Annotated in this window: 14 protein-coding genes; 2 read left to right on the top strand and 12 right to left on the bottom strand. The window is 48.9% G+C overall.

Annotated elements, in window-relative coordinates:
- Positions 1 to 65: 65 nt before the first annotated feature.
- From ACR9Y8_RS02550 to ACR9Y8_RS02565, 4 genes are all read right to left on the bottom strand, one after another.
- Positions 66 to 1,907, bottom strand: coding sequence for a RagB/SusD family nutrient uptake outer membrane protein (locus tag ACR9Y8_RS02550; RefSeq protein ID WP_481211657.1), 1,842 nt, complete (start codon positions 1,905 to 1,907; stop codon positions 66 to 68).
- Between the two features lie 11 nt (positions 1,908 to 1,918).
- On the bottom strand, positions 1,919 to 5,341 hold the full coding sequence (locus ACR9Y8_RS02555; protein WP_481211658.1) for a TonB-dependent receptor: 3,423 nt from the start codon (positions 5,339 to 5,341) through the stop codon (positions 1,919 to 1,921).
- A gap of 236 nt (positions 5,342 to 5,577) precedes the next feature.
- Positions 5,578 to 6,660: a FecR family protein gene (locus ACR9Y8_RS02560; RefSeq protein WP_481211659.1), complete on the bottom strand. Its 1,083-nt coding sequence runs from the start codon at positions 6,658 to 6,660 to the stop codon at positions 5,578 to 5,580.
- 237 nt (positions 6,661 to 6,897) lie between these two features.
- Positions 6,898 to 7,461 carry an RNA polymerase sigma-70 factor gene (locus ACR9Y8_RS02565; protein ID WP_481211660.1) on the bottom strand — a complete coding sequence of 188 codons (564 nt, stop codon included), beginning with the start codon at positions 7,459 to 7,461 and terminating at the stop codon, positions 6,898 to 6,900.
- 270 nt (positions 7,462 to 7,731) lie between these two features.
- On the opposite strand from ACR9Y8_RS02565, the gene ACR9Y8_RS02570 reads away from it, so the two are divergent.
- Positions 7,732 to 9,588: an outer membrane protein assembly factor BamB family protein gene (locus ACR9Y8_RS02570; RefSeq protein WP_481211661.1), complete on the top strand. Its 1,857-nt coding sequence runs from the start codon at positions 7,732 to 7,734 to the stop codon at positions 9,586 to 9,588.
- 126 nt (positions 9,589 to 9,714) lie between these two features.
- Here the strand turns inward: ACR9Y8_RS02570 and ACR9Y8_RS02575 are convergent, their stop codons facing one another.
- From ACR9Y8_RS02575 to ACR9Y8_RS02605, 7 genes are all read right to left on the bottom strand, one after another.
- On the bottom strand, positions 9,715 to 10,656 hold the full coding sequence (locus tag ACR9Y8_RS02575; RefSeq protein ID WP_481211662.1) for an ion channel: 942 nt from the start codon (positions 10,654 to 10,656) through the stop codon (positions 9,715 to 9,717).
- A 33-nt stretch (positions 10,657 to 10,689) separates the two neighbouring features.
- Positions 10,690 to 11,130: an HvfX family Cu-binding RiPP maturation protein gene (locus ACR9Y8_RS02580; RefSeq protein ID WP_481211663.1), complete on the bottom strand. Its 441-nt coding sequence runs from the start codon at positions 11,128 to 11,130 to the stop codon at positions 10,690 to 10,692.
- On the bottom strand, positions 11,127 to 11,897 hold the full coding sequence (locus ACR9Y8_RS02585) for an HvfC/BufC N-terminal domain-containing protein (RefSeq protein WP_481211664.1): 771 nt from the start codon (positions 11,895 to 11,897) through the stop codon (positions 11,127 to 11,129). Before ACR9Y8_RS02585 ends, ACR9Y8_RS02580 begins: the two co-directional genes overlap by 4 nt.
- The gene (locus ACR9Y8_RS02590) at positions 11,884 to 12,714 is read right to left on the bottom strand and encodes an HvfB family MNIO-type RiPP peptide maturase (protein ID WP_481211665.1); all 831 of its coding nucleotides are present in this window, start codon (positions 12,712 to 12,714) and stop codon (positions 11,884 to 11,886) included. The genes ACR9Y8_RS02585 and ACR9Y8_RS02590 overlap by 14 nt, the downstream gene beginning before the upstream one ends.
- A gap of 108 nt (positions 12,715 to 12,822) precedes the next feature.
- Positions 12,823 to 13,146 (bottom strand): HvfA family oxazolone/thioamide-modified RiPP metallophore, encoded by a 324-nt coding sequence (locus ACR9Y8_RS02595; RefSeq protein WP_481211666.1) that lies wholly within the window; start codon positions 13,144 to 13,146, stop codon positions 12,823 to 12,825.
- A gap of 225 nt (positions 13,147 to 13,371) precedes the next feature.
- Positions 13,372 to 15,327, bottom strand: a complete 1,956-nt coding sequence (locus ACR9Y8_RS02600; protein ID WP_481211667.1) for an ATP-binding protein — start codon at positions 15,325 to 15,327, stop codon at positions 13,372 to 13,374.
- A gap of 2 nt (positions 15,328 to 15,329) precedes the next feature.
- Positions 15,330 to 16,508: an ATP-binding protein gene (locus ACR9Y8_RS02605; protein ID WP_481211668.1), complete on the bottom strand. Its 1,179-nt coding sequence runs from the start codon at positions 16,506 to 16,508 to the stop codon at positions 15,330 to 15,332.
- Positions 16,509 to 16,625: 117 nt separating this feature from the next.
- On the opposite strand from ACR9Y8_RS02605, the gene ACR9Y8_RS02610 reads away from it, so the two are divergent.
- Positions 16,626 to 18,332: an HAD hydrolase family protein gene (locus ACR9Y8_RS02610; protein WP_481211669.1), complete on the top strand. Its 1,707-nt coding sequence runs from the start codon at positions 16,626 to 16,628 to the stop codon at positions 18,330 to 18,332.
- On the opposite strand, the gene ACR9Y8_RS02615 is transcribed toward ACR9Y8_RS02610, so the two are convergent.
- On the bottom strand, positions 18,333 to 19,835 hold the full coding sequence (locus ACR9Y8_RS02615; protein ID WP_481211670.1) for a PepSY domain-containing protein: 1,503 nt from the start codon (positions 19,833 to 19,835) through the stop codon (positions 18,333 to 18,335). It abuts the gene before it with no gap.
- Positions 19,836 to 19,843: the final 8 nt, after the last annotated feature.

Below are 19,843 nucleotides of genomic sequence, written 5' to 3' on the forward strand. Positions count from 1 at the left end.
CCGGCGCGAGGCCGGCATTTAATGAGTATAACAACTGATGGATGGACGATAAGATAATTGTCCACTCAATAGCCTGGGTTCTGTACCAGTTTGTTGTTACGGTTTATTTCATCGCGTTGCAAAGGCATAAAATACATCTTGTCCAGCCACAGCCGTTTTTCAGCTTCCAGTGTAACAGGCGTATAAGTATAATTGTAATTGACAGGATCGTACTTGTAGATGGTCACCTTGCTGCCCGGCTTTAAGGTTGCCGTGATGTTGATACCGCGCAATGGTCTGCCCACCGTATTCTGCGGGATCATCCAGCGCCTTACGTCATAGAAGCGTTGCTCTTCCAGTGCCATTTCAATTTCACGCTCATGACGGTAGCGGTCTCTCAGCTCAGTGCCGGCAGCAGTAATGGCGGGCATGAATGCGCGTTTGCGGATCATGTTCAGGTAAGTACGTGCTTCTGCATCTTCACCCAGGCCAATACAGGCTTCTATATAGTTCAGCACCACCTCTGTATAACGGAGGAAGGGATAAGGCACCTGCTGGTTGTAGAACTGTGCATCTATCGTAGTGTCAATGAACTTCTTGAAGTAGTAGCCGGTAAAGGAACCGTTCCAGTTCTCGATCGGGCTTGAACGGGTATCCAGTCCAACAACAGGCACATTCTTCGTACCATCGAACACTTCATACCTGCCGGTCTGCACCTGGTTAGCGGGATCCTTCAACTGTACGTCGGCTGGGCGCTTACGCCATCCTGCGCCATCATAAAGGATGGTCGCATAGAAACGCGGATCACGGTTCTGGTAAGGATTAGCCTTATGCGCCGGGTTGTTCCAGTCAAAGGGAGTACCGTCAATCATTTCATAATCATCCACGAACTGCTGCGTAGGCGTGTTGCCTGCCCAGTTGTGATAACCATTTAAACCGTTATAGAGGCCGATGTTGCCACCCGGTTCGTCCTTATCATTCAGAAAATAACGGGAAAAGATGCTTTCACTGTTATCTACCAGGAACATGCCCTGGATATTGTTGGTAGCCTCCTTGGCGCTTGCCGGGCTAGGGCTCTGCAGGTCAAAGGCGCCCATATCTATCACTGCTTTAGCGGCTGCCTTGGCTTTCTGCCAGCGTTCGGTACGGTTACCGCTTGTATATCCCAGCAGCTCAGGATTACTGAAGCCTGCAATGATGGCTGATTTGCTTTTAGCAGTTGGTATATCATGCAGATCGCTGGCTGCATAGATCAATATACGGGATTTCAGTGCCAGTGCAGCTGCTTCTGTGGCCCGGCCCTTAACGGTAATGCCTCCCTTGCCTTTCAGGTAATAAGCTGCAGAGTCGCAGTCCTTAACGATAAAGTTTACGCACTCTTCAAAAGTGCCGCGGGCAATAGTATAATCAGATTCGCCAAGGGCGTAGATCTTGTCAACCAGTGGTACGCCACCATAGCCACGCACCAGCTGGTGGTAGAAAAAGGCGCGTAAAAAGAATGTTTCCCCCTTCAGTCTGTCCCGTACATTACTATCGTCAAAAGGTACCCCTCCTATTTTGGAAAAGAGCTTATTACAGGCCCTGATCCTGGTATACAGCTCATTCCAGCGCATGGTGCTGCGGTTGGTCACATATTCTGCATCCGTTGGGTTGATGGTGGCTTCCACCATGTTCTTCATACCATAACCATGGGTGAACATGGTCTCGTCTGTAGCAGAAGAAAGCATGGTTTCCAGGAAACCGCCGCTGCTAAGGCCATTGTAGATATCGTTCACAAAAGCTTCTGTGAGGCCCGGATCGGAGAACACCTGGTCTTCCGCTGCCTCGTCCCTGGGCACCGTGTTCAGGAAATCCTTGTTACACGCTGTTGTCAATACGCCTGCCAACAGGGCCACCCCAATGTATATACGTTTTATTTTGTTCTGCATACTGTTAATCTTTAAAATGTTAATGAAAAGCCTGCATTGATCACTCTTGCCTGCGGATAGTACTGCCCGTTGCCGCTAACAGACTCGGGGTCCAGTATTCCCAGTTTATCAAAAGTGACCAGGTTAAGGCCGTTCACATACACCCTCAGTGAATTGATGCCAACCCTCTTCTTCAGCAGATCAGAAAGGTTATAGCCGATCTCCACGTTCTTCAACCGTATATAGTTGGTGCTGCGGAACCAGTAGGTATTACCGGTAGCCCAGTAGGTATCATTACGGTCGCTGGTGCGGGGATCTACACTGCTGGGATTATCGGGGCTCCAGCGGTGGTCATAGTAATCTTTCGTGAAGTTGCCGATCTCACCGGATTCAGTATTGATATGCAGTGCACCGCCGGTAGCGCCCTGTACCAGGATGGAAGCATCAAAGCCTTTGTATTGCAGGTTGATGTTCAAACCGCCGGTAAAGGTGGGCTGGTTGTTCTTTGTCATACGGATCTTGTCGTCTCCATTGATCTTGCCATCACCGTTGATATCCTTGAACTTCATATCGCCGGGACGCAGGTCATTGGTCAGCGCGCTATAGTCAATGGTGTTGTTCTTGATGTCATCAAAGTCGCGGAACACGCCATCGTACTCATAGTAGATCTGGGTATTCATCGTCTTGCCGGTTGATTTCTGCCATGCGGGCGCGCCAGGCGGCTCATCCCAGAATTTGATGCTGTTCTTGGCATAGCCACCGTTTACGCTTACATCATAATGCAGCTCTCCTATCTTGTTGGTATAACCTATATGGAACTCCCATCCTTTGTTATCTACTTTACCCAGGTTCTCTGCGGGCAGTATCATACCGGTGGTTTGGGGGATAGATGCGTTCCTGCGTACCAGGATGCCGGAGCGTTTGTTCATGAACGCGTCCAGTTCGAAGTAGATCCTGCCATCCAGCAACTGACCGTCCAAACCTACGTTATAGTTATTGGCCACTTCCCAGGTAATGTTGGGATTAGCCAGGCGGGCTTCATTGATGGATTTCTGCAGTACGCCGCCCAGTACGTAGTTATTAAACCCGTAGGTGCCGTAGTATTGGTATTCCTGCAGGTCCATGGTGCCGTCGCCGTCATCATCGAAATAGATCTGGTCGTTACCCAGGCGGCCCCAGGATCCACGCAGCTTCAGGTAATTGATGAAGCGCACATTGTCTTTCCAGAAGTTCTCTTCAGAGATACGCCATCCGGCCAGTATACCGGGGAAGAAACCAAAGCGTTTGTTGGAAGGGAACATATAAGAACCGTCTACACGCCATACAAATTCTGCCAGGTATTTCTCCTTGTAGTTGTAGGCGGCACGGCCAAAGTAGTTTAGACGGGCACGGTCCCATGCGCCGCCGTCGTTGTTCTTCTCCCTGTCGCCGCCGGCTATCAGCTGGTCGATGGAGCTGGAGATAAAGTATTTACGGGAAGCGGAGAAGTGGTCCTGGTTCACCGTTTCCCTTTCCACACCAAATACGAGGTTCACGGTATGGCCGCCTTTGAAGGAACGGTCATAGCTCATCAAACCGCGCAGCAGCTGGTTGGTCTGATCTTCATCGCCCTGGTCCAGGGTGGATTGATCGGTACCGCGTTTACTGCGTGTAAGCTTGGGCGTTTTACCATCTGCTTCGTAGCTGCTGCCGTCCCAGGTATACAGGTACCAGGGCGTTTGCCATTTCTTGGTGCGTTTCAGGTATTTATCAAAGGCGATGTTACCGCTCAGCTTCAGGCCTTCTACCCATGGAATGGTGATATCCAGGCGGGCGTTGGTCTGTACGTAGTAGCGTTTATCGCGGTCATAACCGGTTTGGCTGGTGGTGATCACCACCGGGTTGTTACCATACTCGATATCAGGACCGGGCAGTCCGTTGGGCCAGAAAGCCGGCTCATTGGGCTTGCCGCGCATAAGCATACGGAAGATATCGCCGGCGCTGCGGGTAGGAAAGTTCCTGTCTTCCTGGCGGCCCAACATGTCCACGCTTACGCTCATATATTTATTGATCTTACCATCCAGGTTGATACGGAGGCTGTACTGATCAAATTTGGTAGCTGATTTCTTATAGTATCCTGCCTGGCTCTGGTAGCCGAAGGAGGTCATATAACGCAGGTTCTCTGATCCGCCGGAGAGCTGCAGGGTATGATTGGATGTAGGCGCCCAGGTTCTGAGGGTAGCTTTGTACCAGTCTGTATTCGGGTGACCCCAGGGATCTGATCCATCGCTGAATTTCTGCAGGTCGTCTGCGCTGAAAGGCGGCGTCCAGGTATTACCGGTTACCGGGGAAGTATAGCTGCCATTCTGTTTATAAGCGCTCCAGGCGTTGTTCCACTCAGTGGCTGCTACATTTTTGTACAGGCTCAGCTCATTCCTGATCTGTGCGTACTCGGTGGCATTGGCCATTTCCGGCGTACGGGTGGGTTGAGACCATCCCTGGTTGAAGTTATAGGTGAGCACCGGTTTGCCGGATTTACCGCGTTTGGTGGTCACCAGTATTACACCGTTAGCCGCCCTGGCGCCGTAGATGGCGGCAGAAGCGTCTTTCAGTACAGACATATTTTCTATATCTGCAGGGTTCAGGCGTTCCAGGCCGCCAGCTCTTGCGGCAACCCCATCTATCACCACCAGCGGGTCGTTGTTACCCAATGTATTGGAACCGCGTATACGGATGGTGGAACCATCATATCCGGGTTCACCGGTGTTCTGCATGGCTACCACGCCGGGCATGCGGCCTGCAATGGAGTTACTCAGGTTAGTGGCGGGTGATTTTATCAGGTCGGCTCCTTTGATGGTGGCAACAGAACCTGTTACAGATTCACGTTTCTGTGAGCCGTAACCCACCACCACTACTTCGCTCAGGCCTTTGGTATCTTCCTGCAGCGTAATGTTCAGGGGGCCGCTGCCGTTTACCGTAATGGTCTGCGGCATGAAGCCGATAGCGCTGATAGTGATCCTTGCTGCTTCGGGGACTGATAAGGAGAATGTGCCATCGGCATCGGTAGTGGTGCCTTTGCTGGTGCCTTCTATTTTGATAGTAGCGCCGGGCACGGGCTGTTTATTCTTGTCAATGATCCTGCCTTTCAGCACAATATCCTGTGTAGCGCTGCCTTTGGGCGAGATCACGATCAGGTCTTCATTCATCATCCGGAAACTAAAGCCGGTGTTATTGAGCGCCATTTCCAGCACTTCAGATACAGGCTTTTGCTGTACGTCAAGAGTGACCAGCTTATCCAGCGAAGCGGCATCCTCCTGGTAAATGAACCGGTAGTTGGTTTGCTGGGTGATCTTCTTAAAAAGCTGTTTGATGCTTTTGTTCTCCTGTTTGAGCGTTACCCTCGCCTCCTGCGAGTAGCCGATGTTTGCAGAGGCCTGTAGTACAGTAACGAGTAGTAAGGTGACAGTTAATTTCATACACAACATTGACTTACAGACATAGCGATGCCTGTCCTCCAACAAGTCAAAAATTTTCATACTTTTGGTTTGAAAGGTTAATAAAATGGCATGTCTGGTAACTCCCAATTACCAGCATGAGATTTTGGCTTTTACGGGAAATGCGGTCACATTTCCCGTTTTTTATACGCTATTAGTTCGGTTGATAATCATAACGTGGTTTTAATCAGTTAGAGAATATTTGTTTGTCAGCTATATCAGTTCGCGTCATACAGTACTGCAGTATGGTCTTTTATACGGTATCTGCAGCCGGTGATAATGCTGATGGCTTTCAGCGCCTCTTCCGGCGAGTCGTCTTTAAATGCGCCTGTCATACGGAAAGATTGCAGGCGTGCCCCTGTTACCGTTATCCGCATGCCGAACCATCTTTCCATCCTGATGACCAGTTCAGATAAGAGTTCCCCGTTAAATACCAGTTCATTGTCCAGCCAGGCCGTTTCCGCGATAATGCTGTCTTTACCCGCAGGCGCTACGCTCGAAATACTCAGTTCTTTATGCGGATGAATATCCGGGTTGGATGCGATGCTTAGCTTTTCATAGGAACTAAGCAGGTAACGTTCCTGCGGACGGCGTTTTACCTGCACTTCTATTTTCCCCCTGATCAGCACTGCTTCTGCTTTCTTTTCGCCCGGGTAGGACTTTACATTGAGCGAGGTGCCGAGCACCCTTACGTCCATTACGGCGGTATTGATAATAAAGGGTTTCCCTTCATTCTTCACTACTTCGAAAAATGCTTCGCCATCCAGCTGTACCCGGCGTTCTTTCTGCAGGAAATCGTCGCCGTATGTCAGCTTGCTGCTGGCGTTGAGCCAAACGGTGGTGCCATCCGGCAGGATCAGCTTTGTCCTGGAGCCGGGCCGGGTGATGACCATGTTTGGAAACCTTTTCTCCACGGTTTCCTTCACCTGTGGCTGTTGCAGGAACACCAGCGCAATACAGGCAATGGCCAGCGACAGGATGCCTGCCCCTAAAAGATAATAGCGTCGTGCATTGTTTTTCCTGGCGGGAGCGTTGGCGATAGGTTCCACCTGTTCTGATAAGTGCCCTTGCTGTTCCAGCTGCAGCAGATTGCGTTCCAGGAGGCGCTTGGATCTTTCGGGAGACCTTGGCTGTGAGCTCACCGCTGATTCGTTCCAAAGCCATTGCACTGTTTCATATGCTTCGGAGAATTCCGGATATGCTTTCAGCAGATCTGCCAACAGCAGCTTTTCTTCTTCTGTTAGCGCTCCGCTGATCTTTTTCAACAACAATTTGTAAAAGATAGATTCCGGTCCGTTCATTTATCATCAATTACCTATATAGACGATAATATGGCGGGCTTACCATTAAAGGGAAGTAAAAAAAAGTTTGAGGTTTGAAGTTTGAGGTTTGAAGTTTGAAGTTTGAGGTTTGAGGTTTGAAGTTCGTTGAAGGTTAAATGTTTAGGACAAGTATCCCAGGTAGGCACACTGGTCCTGAACCCCAAACATCTAACGAACCTCAAACCTCAAACCTCAAACTTCAAATCTCAAACATGCTTATGCAAGTGTCCTGTACTTAACTGACGCCGCCACTTTCTTGAGGGCGATGGCCATCTGTACTTCCACGGTATTCACGGAAATGCCCAGCAGCTCGGCTACCTCCCGGTACTTGAAGCCGTCTTCCTTGACCATTTTAAAGATCAGGCGGCAGCGGGCTGGCAGCACATTGATGGCCCCTTCTATCTTGCGGACCATCTCCTTGGAGATCACCTGCTCTTCCGGGGTGGGCGCCAGGTCCTGCACCTGCAGGGGATCGATCTCATTGAATTCAATGCTGTGTAAATGACGTTCTTTTTTCAGGAAGTCCAGGGCCAGGTTGCGGGCCATAGTATATATATAGTTCCTCGGATGGGCAGTATCCGGCAGGGAATGCCGCCGCGCCCATATCTTTAAGAAAAGATCGGAGTATAATTCTTCTGCTACCTCCTCCACTCCTACCAGGGCTTTGATAAAAGTGATCAAAGGGTTTTCCAGGGCCAGGAACAACTGCTGATAGGCAGTCATATCATCTTGGCGGCACACCCGGTCATACAATTCCTTTATACCTTGCAGGTTATACATAGATAGCACCTGATTAAAGCAGTTTCCAATATTGATACAGTATAACGCATAAAGGGATCATCTCACACGTGGTCATTTATAAAATGTTTCCATAACGTTCTCCCTGTCAATGCTACAATTACGGTTTCTCAATTCCAAAGTAAAAGGAAAAATCCTAAAATCCAAATGGTAAAACTCCAAATCCCAAATTCCAAATCCCAAATGATCTCCGCGAATGGTTTGAAATTTGGGATTTGGAGTTTGGCTTTTTTATTATTTATCTTGGCAGCCATGAAACACCTTATATTACTGTACTGGCTCACAGGGCTGGTGATGCCTGTATTTGCCCAGGACACCCTCTTTCGCTTTGCCATGATCTCGGACACGCACATTGGCAGCTCAACGGCGCAGGAAGACCTGGAAAGGACCGTTCAGGATATTAATGCGCAACAAGACATCGCGTTTGTGATGATCTCAGGGGACATTACAGAATTTGGCTCAGACGAAGAGCTACACCTGGCCAAACAGGTGCTGGATCGCCTGCAAAAGCCCTGGCATGTTATACCGGGCAACCACGACACCAAATGGTCTGAAAGCGGCTGTAATACCTTCCGCACCGTTTTTGGCGGAGAAACCTTCAGCTTTCAATATAAAGGATACTGGTTCCTGGGCACCAACTGCGGCCCTAATATGCGCATGGGCCCCGGACAGGTTCCCCGGGAGAACATTGTATGGCTGGAGCAGCAGCTGCAACAGCAGCCGGACAAAGACCTTCCCATTATTTACGTGAATCATTATCCGCAGGATGATGGCCTTAATAACTGGTACGAGGTGCTGGACCGCTTCAAGGGCCGCAATCTGAAGGCCATTCTCTGCGGACATGGACATAATAACCACCAACTTAACTTTGAAGGCATACCCGGTATTATGTGCCGGTCCAACCTGCGCGCAAAAAAGCCGATAGGCGGATATAATATTGTGTCATTAGTGCATGATTCACTGGTGTTCAATGAACGTCGCCCCGGGGAGGAAACCTTACCCGCCTGGCATGCGGTAGCGCTGCATACAAAAGAAGCGCCCCGGTGGGTGGCCAACCCACCCCGCCCAAGCTATACTGATAACCTGTCGTTCCCGCAGGTGCGCATCAAATGGACCAAGCAGGAACAGGGAGATATTGGCAGCGGCGTAGCTATCAGCGGTAAGCGGGTGATCTATACCAATACCAACGGCGATATAAAAGCAGTAGACCTGAGATCAGGCAAGCTACTATGGCAATTTACCGCCAAAGGGAAAATATATGCTACGCCGTTACTGTCCGGCAACCGGGTGATCGTGCCCTGCACGGATGCTAACGTATATTGCCTGGATGCCCGTAACGGCCATGTACTATGGCAACAGGCTACCGGCAAAGCCATCGTAAGTTCTGCGGCACTGTACCGGGATATAGCGATCATAGCAGGTTCAGATGGACATTGCCGGGCATGGGACATCGCCACTGGTAAACAGCAGTGGGATTTTGACAGCGTACGCAATTTCGTAGAAACCAGGCCGCTTGTATATAAAGACAAGGTGTATTTCGGGTCCTGGGGCAATGATTTCTATGCGCTGGATGCCGCCAGCGGCAAACGCATCTGGACCTGGAACAACGGCGCTTCCAACCGCATGTTCTCTCCTGCTGCCTGCTGGCCCGTAGCCAGCGGTAATAAAATATACATCGTAGCGCCGGATCAATATATGACGGCCCTGGATGCCGCTAACGGACAGGTGCTTTGGAGGCACCGTGATACTGCCAACCGGGTACGGGAATCCATGGGACTTTCGCTGGATAGCGGACGGGTATACGCCAAAACCATGCAGGGATATGTGCTGGCATTCAATGCAAGGTCAGCTGAACAGGAACTGCTTTGGAAATCGCCGGTAGCGCTGGGCTACGAGATTTGTCCCTCTCCTATCGTGGAATATCAGCAAACCGTATATGTGCCTACTCAATCGGGCGCGATATACGCCTTATCTGCAGCAGACGGCGCCCTGCAATGGCGGCACAAGTTCTCCAATTGCCTGATCAACACCATTCAACCGGTAAACGAACATACGGTGATCGCATCTGCAGCAGATGGAAGGCTGATCTGTCTGGAGGTAAGTCGTTAGTCGTTAGTCGTAAGTTGTAAGTTGTAAGTCGTTAGTCGTTAGTCGTTAGTTGTTAGCCGTAAGTGATTAGAGCGGCTATTCGCTTCGATCACTGACAACTAACAACTGACGACTGACGACTTCTTATCACACCTCCGCCGACTCATTCAGCTTATCCAGCTCCAGGATGGTGGTGGTGCCGGTTTCCCGGTACATCGGTACAAACTTGCGGTTGAACCTGATTTCATGATAGGTATAGGAGGTGCGTTTGAGCACTACGTTGGAAAATACGTCGTCAAACCCTTTGACCAGCACGTACAGCTCAACGTCGGCATCCTTCATATCTGATTCGTTCAGTCCGAGCAAGGGGCTGTCCTCATTGATGGGATGCACCACGGTCCAGTTCATGGGCAGGTTCTGGACTTTACTGCGCTCCAGCGGCAGATCGAAGAATTTGTACGCTGTTTTGCCATCTTCCTGTACCAGCAGGGCGCAGGTCAGTTTTACCTCTACATCTGTCAGCGTGTGATTTTGTTTGTAAGAAGCGAAGCGGAACATTAGTCCCGTCTTATCCTGGTAAGGGGCAATGGTAGCGTAATCGCTGAAGGCCAGGTATGCTTTTGGCTTGGAAAAGCGGCCGTAGATCAGACCTGTAAAAACGGCCAGGTACAGGAAACCGTTCAGTGCTTCCAGTGAAGCTACGAGGTTGGCCCCGTCCCCTACCGGGTTCACACGGCCATACCCTACGGTGGTGAATGTTTCTGTGCTGAAGTAAAAGATCTCTTTAAAGATCTGCCACTCTGTAGTGCCTATCACGCCTACAAATTGGTGTACTCCTAACAATAAATAAACACTGGTATAAACGAGATTGATACCAAAGAAGAAGATAATAATGGCCAGGAAGAATTTCCACCCCGGAAGGTTTAACATGGTATGGTAAAGGCTCAGGCGCTGCCATACCGGCCAACCTTCCTTGCGCAGGTTGAATGATCCGTCGCGGTTAACAAAACGCCCCACAGAGCCACTGGAACTGGCGCCAAAACCGGTGTCGTTGTTGATCTTGGAGAAAGGGTTGATACGTAATGCCATATAAATACTTCCGTTTATATGGCAAAGCTACTATTACTTTCTGCTTTTTTTACCAAGCATGGAGTGATCAACGCTGATAATGCCGGGCCCCATGATAAACAAGGTAAACAACATGATCAGGTAATACAAGGGTATTTCGAAACCGTTATTACCGGCTTCGAACCCGTTAGGCCAGTGCACTGCAAAAATTGCCACCAGCATAATAACCATCAGCGGGATTGTAATAAGACGGGTAAACAGGCCCAGGATCAGCAACAGTGTGCCCAGGGCCTCAAAGCTGGCTACCAGGTAGGCGCTCACAGGCGGCACGGGAAATTTCGCCTGCTGGAACCAGGCTATAATAGCGTTGATGTCTGTCCACTTCATTTTGGCCGCGTGATAGAATCCATAGGCCAGCACCAGCCTCATGATCAGTAAGGGAAGCGACCATCCTTTTTCCATGGAAGCGCCCCACCTGCTTAACGATTGTATCATAGCTTCTGCGATTTGATGTCGTAGCCAAGAATCAGCCGGTTCTCCAGCGCCTGGGCAAAGAATGCGCGGGCGGCATCCCTGATCTCTTCATTCAACGGCAGCCGCCAGGCAGCGCAGGCCTGTTCTACCAGGGGGCCTATACTTTGCGGGCCTTCCTGTAATAATTCGAGTAGGGTTACCAGCACGGGCGACAGGTGCATGAAGGCCACTTCGCCATTGTCTGGCTTGCGGAACAGCGCCAGGAAATAATCCCCCTTGTCTTCAGCCCTGATCTGCTTAGCCGGCTTTAAATGTACCGGGTAATGGAAATGCTGCAGCTGGTGTTCAGGGTTCAGCACAAAAGCGGCGGTGTTGATATCGCCGGAGCTTGTGTAAGCCGCGGGCCTGTCTTCCATCATGAACAGCTCCACTTCCAGCCATTCAAACCACAGCAGTTCAGAAAGGAAAGGATATTTTTCCAGCAAGGGATGCTGCACCTGTAAGAGGTATTCGTAGAGTTCCCGCGGCATGTACCAGACCTGGGGCGACTGGCAGGGATGATTGGAGAAGAAGTCCTGCACCATGCCCTTCCACTGTTTAGCCGTTAACAGATGATGGGTAAGCGGGTAGGCGGATTGCAGCATATCATCCACCACATTGTACACCAGCCGCCTGTAATGCGTAACATGCCCGTTATGCACCCCGGGGATCTCCGTATACCGCCCTGTACGGCAGTATACTGCCAGTGCCGACTGATGTTGGCGGGAAGTGACTTCAGGCTGTTGCATACTGCTGTTTTTTCAGGTTCACGGTTTTGATGGCCTGCAGGCGGTCTATTTCCACCTGCAGCTCTTCTAGTTCGGGAATATTGAAGTCCCTTTCCAGCAGCACGGGCACATCCCTGCCCAGGCGCTGCATGGTGTAAGCAAAAAGGTCGTATACCGGGTCGATGATCGCTTCACCGTGTGTGTCAATGATAAGGTCTTCAGCTACTTTTTCATGACCGGCCATATGAATGTAACGGACTCTATCCATTGGCAGCTGGTCAATAAATGCCTTTGCGTTATACTGGTGGTTAAACCCGTTCACATATACGTTGTTTACATCCAGCAGGAGGTCGCAATCCGCCTCCTGCAGGACGGCATTGATAAACGCTATTTCAGTCATCTCGGGCGCAACAGGCGTGTAGTAACTGACTATTTCAATGGCGATCCGTCTTTCCAGGAAATCCTGCACCTGCCTGATACGGCTGCTTACGTGCTTCACTGCGTCCTGGGTAAAAGGGATGGGCAGCAGGTCGTACAGGTGGGCATTATCACATTTGGAGTAGCTGAGGTGCTCAGAGTAGATCTGTGCATTTGTTTCCTGCAGGAAATCTTTTACTTTCCGGAGAAAGTCAAGGTCCAGTTCATCAGGACTGCCCACGGAAAGCGAGAGCCCATGGGTGAATAAAGGATATTTCTCCAGCGCCTGGCGGAATAACTTTTTCCAGTATCCCCCCACTCCTATCCAGTTCTCCGGCGCTACTTCAATGAATGCCGGATGAAAGGACGGGCTTTGCAGCAAGGTGGCTGCGAAGTCTTTTCGGAAGCCTATTCCTACCATGATAGTTAAGTTTTAAGTTGACAGTTATCAGTTGCCAGTTGACAGTACATAACGCGGATAAATCCACGTCAATAACTGACGACTGACGACTGACAACTAAGAACTGTTTTAAGCTTTAGGTTTAGCATTCGCGCTATCCTTCTTTGCTTTGTTTTTCTTTTTATCTCCGCATTTGCCTTCTCCGCATTTCCCTTCGCCACATTTGCCGTCTTTACCTTTTTTAACGCCGGCAGAATCTTTCTTGGCGCCGCAGTTCAGCTCCAGGCTGCGGGCATCGGAGTTGCCGTCCATTAAGCGGGCCCTTACAGATTCGCCGGTACCCAGATCTTTAAAACGGAAAAGGTCTGCTGCATTTGCATTGAGGTTAGCAGTGGCTAATAAGGCGCCGGCCAGCAGTGAGCCGGTAAGCAGTACTTTTTTCTTGTTCTCCATTGTCGTCAGATTTTTATGTGTGAAAAATTATCTTGTACGTATATCCGGTAGGTATACCCACCCGACACGAATTAACGGTGCTATATTTGATTTCGACCAGCCGTCAGCTCATCATTCTGTTTATTGTAGTTTCATCCTCTGCTGACCAGGTATTGGGAAGATTACACGGCGATTATTTGTTACAACATCATTATCCGGGCTCATAAGCGTGTTATGTAAATATATTTATTTTTTTGGTTTAATCGAGTTTAAGTAATTAACTAATCTGGTTATTGGTTCTCTGAATTCTGATCCGAGTTTCTTTAAAACCTCTTCATTGTCCTCGTTACCGGAAGCCATTAACAATGCGGTATGATAGCAAAAGCTGATCTTTTCAGAAAATGGTTTTCCATGTACTTTAGCAACCTTGTCAATTACGGACAAGGCAAGTTGTGGATACCCATATAGCAATAAACTGTTTATAAACGTGGAGAACAACGTTACTGTATTTTCGTCTATAACTGCCGGGGCCAATCTATTGAAGCATTGAGCAAAAAACTTCGCACTGCTATTGGTGTCTTGAATGTTGTTATCCTCCATCGCCAATAACACTCCAAGCCGACAGTGGGCCAATGTGATTAAATTATAGGCTTCTGTCTGCATATTTTCTGCAAGCTCGTCCCTGTGAGTAGATAAGTAGTCGATAAACGAGCGGATTAAAGACGCAACCGCTGACGGATCGTCTATAATCTCATAAACTGCTTTCCGCTGAGCGGCATTTAATACTGGCGTATTGAACGCTACCTTAAAGAAGTTGCTCCAATCCTTCTTTTTCAGATGCAAGTCAAACAGCTCATCAAACTTAACGTCATTAAAATATGCTTCCCCATATGCTTCAGCACTTTCCTTTACCATGTTTGCTGATGTTACATCTTCGAAAAACGAATACACCTGCCCGTAAAACTCAATCGACTTAGTGTCTAATTTCCCTTCCTTCACCTTTTCAACATAACCTACAATACGCCTTTCAATCTCCTTCTTATCACACCATAACTCCAGGAACTTCACCAGCCATATCACTCGCTGACGGTCTTCCTTACGCCCATACCGCATCAGGTACCATATATTAAAAAACCTTTCACGCAGTAGATAAAGATGGTTTTTGGTCTTTGTTGTTCGTTTCTCGATAATATCAATTCTCTCCAGCTGTCTTAGCTGGGCAGAGATCACCTTACTTTCCAGCCTGAGCTTTTGTGTCAGCTCTTTCACGCTTATCGCCTCCCAGTTGCGGGCCACGGCATCTACAATCTTCTGCTGCTGGGCAGGCAGGTCATCCATCCTGTGCTTATACAAAGGAGTAACAGCATCCAGGATCTTTTCAAGATCATTTACCGCACTCCCATGTTCATCATCCACAAACACCTGGAACAATAATGCCATCGTACGGGGCAACCCGCCGGATAAAGTTCTTAAGGTTTCTATGCGGGAGGGAGTTTCCTTAATGATCTTCTCTATCTTCTCTGTTTCCCCGCGCATCTCTGCCAGTTTCTTCAACAGCGCAGTACTCTCGTCATAACTGAGCCCCATTAATGGAACCATCTTAAAAAATTCGAAGAACGGCTGCTGGTAATCGAGTATGCCATCCAGTACAGCAGACGAAGCTGCAATAAGGCGCAGATGAGGCCTGGTTTGTAATATTTCCCTCAGCCTGAATATTTCCAAGCGGTCTAACTTATCCAGCAGATCCCCCACATTATCAATAAGCAGTACTACTTTCTTCTTATACCGGTCTAAATATTTGATCAGTATATCTAATGCGATCTCCTCAAAATCCTCTTTATCCGCATAACGCTGCATCTCGGCCGATAGACCTGAAAAATTGTGTGTATCCTCCAAATATTCAGCGATATACTCCCAGATATTTACCACCTGGCTGATAAAGTACTGCTCTTCACTGAACATGATCGGTATAACCCACTTATTGAGGTATTCATTATCTTCAATGGCATACTTCAAACGCCACAGCAGTGTTGTTTTACCAGAACCTCTTTGTCCCAGCAGCATGTAATGCTGCCCGGGATACTTCATATCATCTGTGCTGACATCATTAAACACTTCGTCAAACTGCCAGTGGCGCACCACAAACTCATCCAGGAATTCCTGTTTATTCTTTCTGTCTGGATTATATAATAATATCGCCATAATTAACAGATAAATTTGATCCACCAACGTTTTACCACCGGAGACGCAAACTGGTATTGTTCTAAACTACCGATATAATGGATATAGCCATCATACATCAATGATTCAATGATACTTCTGTAACTGTCTTGCAAACTATATTTAACAGCCATATCAAATACACCTACCCTGGTCATCACATCCTTTTTTGCAATTTCTTTCAGCAACTCGTCTACATATTTAAACACCTGTTCTTTAAACTGCTCTTTCAACCTTGAAAAATAATGATCAAAATGATTCTGGTTTCTTAGTACGATCATATTATCCATACCCTGCTCCATGGCAGCCGCTGTTATTTCACCACCTTCCGGGATTAAACGTACCACCTCCTGTACCAGCAATTGAATGTGAAATGGAATATGATATTGTATCATCTCCAGGAGCTTTTCTTTGCCCGCTTCTTTTACTATCCGTTTGTAGGGCGTTAGCAACTTCTCAAAAAGATCAAGCGCTTCTTCATCTGTAAGCGAACCTATCTCTATTGAATTAAGATCATTGATAGTAGCAGTAGCACCCAGGCGGGAAACCGTATGATTTAAGCCTATAGAACCGGTGTAAATGAACTTTACCTTTTGGTTGATCTCAGGGTCTAAGCGCAGGGCTCTTTTTCTTTGCAGAAAGGCAATAGCGCCCTCCTCTCCCTTCTTGCTCATGTTCTCGATAACCTGCGGAAACTCATCGATTAAAAGAACCAATTCAATATCTTCTACCTGCGTATAGCCCATTAAAAAATCAAAAAACTCGTCGTAATAATCCCGTGCGGCTGTAGGCTGGTTAAACTCAACGCTTGCCCCCAGTACCGTTACACTGTTTATTCTTCTGAAAAAGCGGTTTACGCCGTTTGCGAAGCCGCCTAACAATTTAGAGGACGTGGAAACACTTTCATTTTTTAATACGGCTCCCAACAGCCGCTTATAAAACGACTGCTCGTCTGAAATGCTTTCCGTGTCTACATAGATATAATGCCGGTTGGGAAAATCATTATCCAGTAAATACCATAGAATGGAGGTTTTTCCTACTCTTCGGGGCGCGGTGATCTGGAGATTGTTTCCGTTGGATAAACTGCTGATGATCTTTTCGACTTCCCTTTTGCGCTGGTAAAAGTCTTTTCCTCTTGCGGGTGAACCGATAATGTTCTTCATTTAACAATGGATTTATAGCCAAATCTATTCACAATTTTTTTATTGTCAAAACTTTTAACAACTTTTCTATTGTCAACGTTCTATTTTCTATGGTATAATTCCTGTACTACCCTCCACATGAGATATCGCGTACTGGCCACCGACTACGATGGCACTATTGCTCACCACGGCGGTGTACCCGCCGAAGTAGTGGAATCATTAAAAGCCTTGAAAGCCAGCGGCCGCGCCATCCTGCTGGTAACCGGGCGTGAGCTGGACGAGCTGAAGGCCATCTTCCCCGACCATACCATATTTGACCTGATCGTAGCAGAGAACGGGGCGCTGCTCTATAACCCTGCTACCCTGGAAGAAACCAAGCTGGGAGATCCGCCTCCACCCGCCTTCGTTCAAACACTACAGGCAAGGGGCGTGCAACCGCTTTCCGCCGGGCGGGTGATAGTCGCCACCTGGGAACCGCACCAGGGCACCGTGCTGGAAGTGATCAAAGAATTTGGCCTGGAACGGCAGATCATCTTTAACAAAGGAGCCGTAATGATCCTGCCTCCTGGCATCAATAAAGCAAAGGGACTGGAAACAGCGCTGGATCATATGGGTTATTCGCTGCATAATGTGGTAGGCGTTGGCGATGCAGAAAATGATACCGCCATGCTGCAGGCGGCTGAATGCGCAGTGAGTGTAGCCAATGCCATACCGGCATTGCAAAATATCAGCGACTGGATCACCCCGGCCGATCATGGCGCCGGTGTGATGCAACTGGCAGACCGCATGCGTGAAAACGACCTGCAATCCTTTGACCCGCTGCTGCAAAGGCATTACCTGCCGCTGGGAGAACGCTATGACAACTCGCCTTTTGAACTGAGCCCCTACGGCAGCAGCATTATCATAGCCGGCAGCAGTGGTGGCGGAAAGACCACATTGACCGCTGCATTTATGGAAATATTGCTACAACGTGGTTACCAGTTCTGCATGGTAGACCCGGAGGGAGATTACCTGGAACTACAGGGCCCCGTTGTCATCGGCGATGTGAACCAGCCGCCGGCTATAGACGCTATCATGCAATTACTACAACAGCCCCGCCAGAGCGTTATCGCATGCACACTGGCCCTTTCCATGGAAGAAAAGCCCATATTCCTGCAGCAATTATTGGTGGCCATCCAGGAGCTGCAACAACATAAAAGCCATCCGCACTGGCTGTTACTGGATGAAGCGCATCACCTGGCGCCCGAAGTGGCAGATCCGAGCTCTTTCAGTACTTTAACAGCTATTCGTAATTTCATGGCCATTACCACCAAGCCGGAGCTGGTGCACAAACCATTGATAGAACGCGCTACCACTATTATTGCGGTGGGCGACGAACCACATAAGACCCTTCAAAGCTTTGCCAATATAACGGGAGAGGATATACCGGAAGTGCCGGATACGCCACTGCAGAAAGGAGAAGCATTGGTATGGCACCGGCCCTCAGGCGAGGCGCCCTTCCTGGTAAGAACACAGGTGCCGCAACAGGTATTGCAGCGGCATAAAAGAAAATACTCCACCGGCGATATGGGGCCCGACAGCTTTATCTTTACCGGGCCTGAAAACAAACTAAAACTCCGTGCCAATAACCTGCACACCTTTATTGAGCTTGCGCAAGGCATAGATGACGAAACCTGGATGTATCACCTGCAACAGCATGACTATTCCCAATGGATCAGGCATGCTGTAAATGATGATATGCTGGGTGAACAAGTGGAAAGAGTGGAAACCGCAGAAAAGGATCCTGCCAGTTCCCGCTCTTCCATTGCAAAGCTGATACAATTACATTACACCGGGCCTGCCTGATCAGCGGCTACGCCACCTGAAATAAAGTACCAGGCCTACAGTTACCATCAACACCTGCACCAGGGCCCATAGCATGGTGCTGAAATCGCGCAGCCCTTTGCCTCCCCAGTCCATAAAATGATGCTTATGGAACAAGGCAAATGAATAGCCCTCCCTTAGGTCGGCATCATCTACGCGTACAGACAGTCTGCCTGTTTTTGTTTCTACATAATATCGTTCATGCTGCCTGCCGTCATAAGCCACTCTCCAGACAGGCAAACGCTTGTCTGTAAAATTGTATTCGTCCGTGAACTTTGTTACAGGCGCAACAGCGCGAACAGATAGTTCAGGGTTGGCGCTAAAGCACCCTGCCAGGAATACAGCGTACTTTGCATCACCTTCGGGTAATAGCGTATGATCCTGCGTGCTTACATATTGGATTCCTTCCTTCGTATATACCTGCCAGTAAATGGCTGTGTCCATCTTCACAATACTGATATTGGTGACTGGCGCTTTTACGATCTGCATCAGGCTGTCAAGCGGCAAATGCAATGCGGCAGCCGCAAAGCGATTGCTTACAAAGTAGCGGTCCCTGGTATCATCCTGGAACTTTGACAGGGCATGATAAGCGCCGCTAAAGGTCCACATTAATGTGAACAGGGCTGCAAGAATAGCCGTGTAACGATGCCAGCGCCGCGTCTTTACCAGCCCATTGCCGTTTACCTTCTTGCTTTTGGTGGCAAAGAACAGGTAGATGCCCATCACACTGGTTACAAAAGCCGTTGCTGCCAGCAGGAATAAAATAGCCTGCTTCCCTTTTCCAAAAACATCCAGCCAGTCCCAGGTATGGAGCAGCCGGAATACCGTATCGAACGCTGCACGTTTGTTATCCATCGCAAAGGCAAAGCGGTCCTGGGTGGTTTCTACATAGATGCGGATACCATCGGGCCTTTCAAAGCCTACTTTATAGACTGGCAACAGGCGGTTGATACTTTTGTATTCCTTATCAAATGCAGTAAGCATGGAAGCATCTGTTACCTTGCTGCCTTTACTGCCATTGAGCACACAGCTGGTGGCCGCATCACAGCAATCGTGCAATGTACCGGGATCAGCTGCAGCAGTAGGCGCCGCATTACTGTCGGGTGACAGCGGCCCTTCCAGGAACTGCCTGGCCAGGTATTGGGCATACAGCCAGTTACCGGCGGTGAGCTCTTTTCCGTTTACAGCGCTCAGGTAAACAGGCTCCGGCTTTTGCGGCAGCTGCACCTGGTAAAACCAGGTGGTATCTATATGCACCAGGCGGAAGCTATTGATGCTGTCAATACGGTTCTTTTGCAAAGCAGTGGCCAGGTCTGTTTTGATATGCGTGCTGTCGATCACCATGGGTGATAATGACTGCGTAGCCACTTGCGGACGGATATTCGTCATCAGCGGGTGCATAAAGCCGCTCAATGCCCATAGCAGTACCGGTATAGCAATGATGACCGATAAGGTGCGATGCACCTTGTATATTTTCTTTCGCATGGTTCCTT

Source organism: Chitinophaga sp. SVR4-12A, from assembly GCF_056754765.1.

Excerpts from the sequence above, each read along its gene's own strand:
- ACR9Y8_RS02610 (WP_481211669.1), top strand. The coding sequence starts at position 16,626 with ATGAGATATCGCGTACTGGCCACCGACTACGATGGCACTATTGCTCAC.
- ACR9Y8_RS02575 (WP_481211662.1), bottom strand. The coding sequence starts at position 10,656 with ATGGCATTACGTATCAACCCTTTCTCCAAGATCAACAACGACACCGGT.
- ACR9Y8_RS02595 (WP_481211666.1), bottom strand. The coding sequence starts at position 13,146 with ATGGAGAACAAGAAAAAAGTACTGCTTACCGGCTCACTGCTGGCCGGC.
- ACR9Y8_RS02590 (WP_481211665.1), bottom strand. The coding sequence starts at position 12,714 with ATGGTAGGAATAGGCTTCCGAAAAGACTTCGCAGCCACCTTGCTGCAA.
- ACR9Y8_RS02560 (WP_481211659.1), bottom strand. The coding sequence starts at position 6,660 with ATGAACGGACCGGAATCTATCTTTTACAAATTGTTGTTGAAAAAGATC.
- ACR9Y8_RS02615 (WP_481211670.1), bottom strand. The coding sequence starts at position 19,835 with ATGCGAAAGAAAATATACAAGGTGCATCGCACCTTATCGGTCATCATT.
- ACR9Y8_RS02580 (WP_481211663.1), bottom strand. The coding sequence starts at position 11,130 with ATGATACAATCGTTAAGCAGGTGGGGCGCTTCCATGGAAAAAGGATGG.
- ACR9Y8_RS02600 (WP_481211667.1), bottom strand. The coding sequence starts at position 15,327 with ATGGCGATATTATTATATAATCCAGACAGAAAGAATAAACAGGAATTC.
- ACR9Y8_RS02565 (WP_481211660.1), bottom strand. The coding sequence starts at position 7,461 with ATGTATAACCTGCAAGGTATAAAGGAATTGTATGACCGGGTGTGCCGC.
- ACR9Y8_RS02550 (WP_481211657.1), bottom strand. The coding sequence starts at position 1,907 with ATGCAGAACAAAATAAAACGTATATACATTGGGGTGGCCCTGTTGGCA.
- ACR9Y8_RS02585 (WP_481211664.1), bottom strand. The coding sequence starts at position 11,897 with ATGCAACAGCCTGAAGTCACTTCCCGCCAACATCAGTCGGCACTGGCA.
- ACR9Y8_RS02570 (WP_481211661.1), top strand. The coding sequence starts at position 7,732 with ATGAAACACCTTATATTACTGTACTGGCTCACAGGGCTGGTGATGCCT.
- ACR9Y8_RS02605 (WP_481211668.1), bottom strand. The coding sequence starts at position 16,508 with ATGAAGAACATTATCGGTTCACCCGCAAGAGGAAAAGACTTTTACCAG.
- ACR9Y8_RS02555 (WP_481211658.1), bottom strand. The coding sequence starts at position 5,341 with ATGAAATTAACTGTCACCTTACTACTCGTTACTGTACTACAGGCCTCT.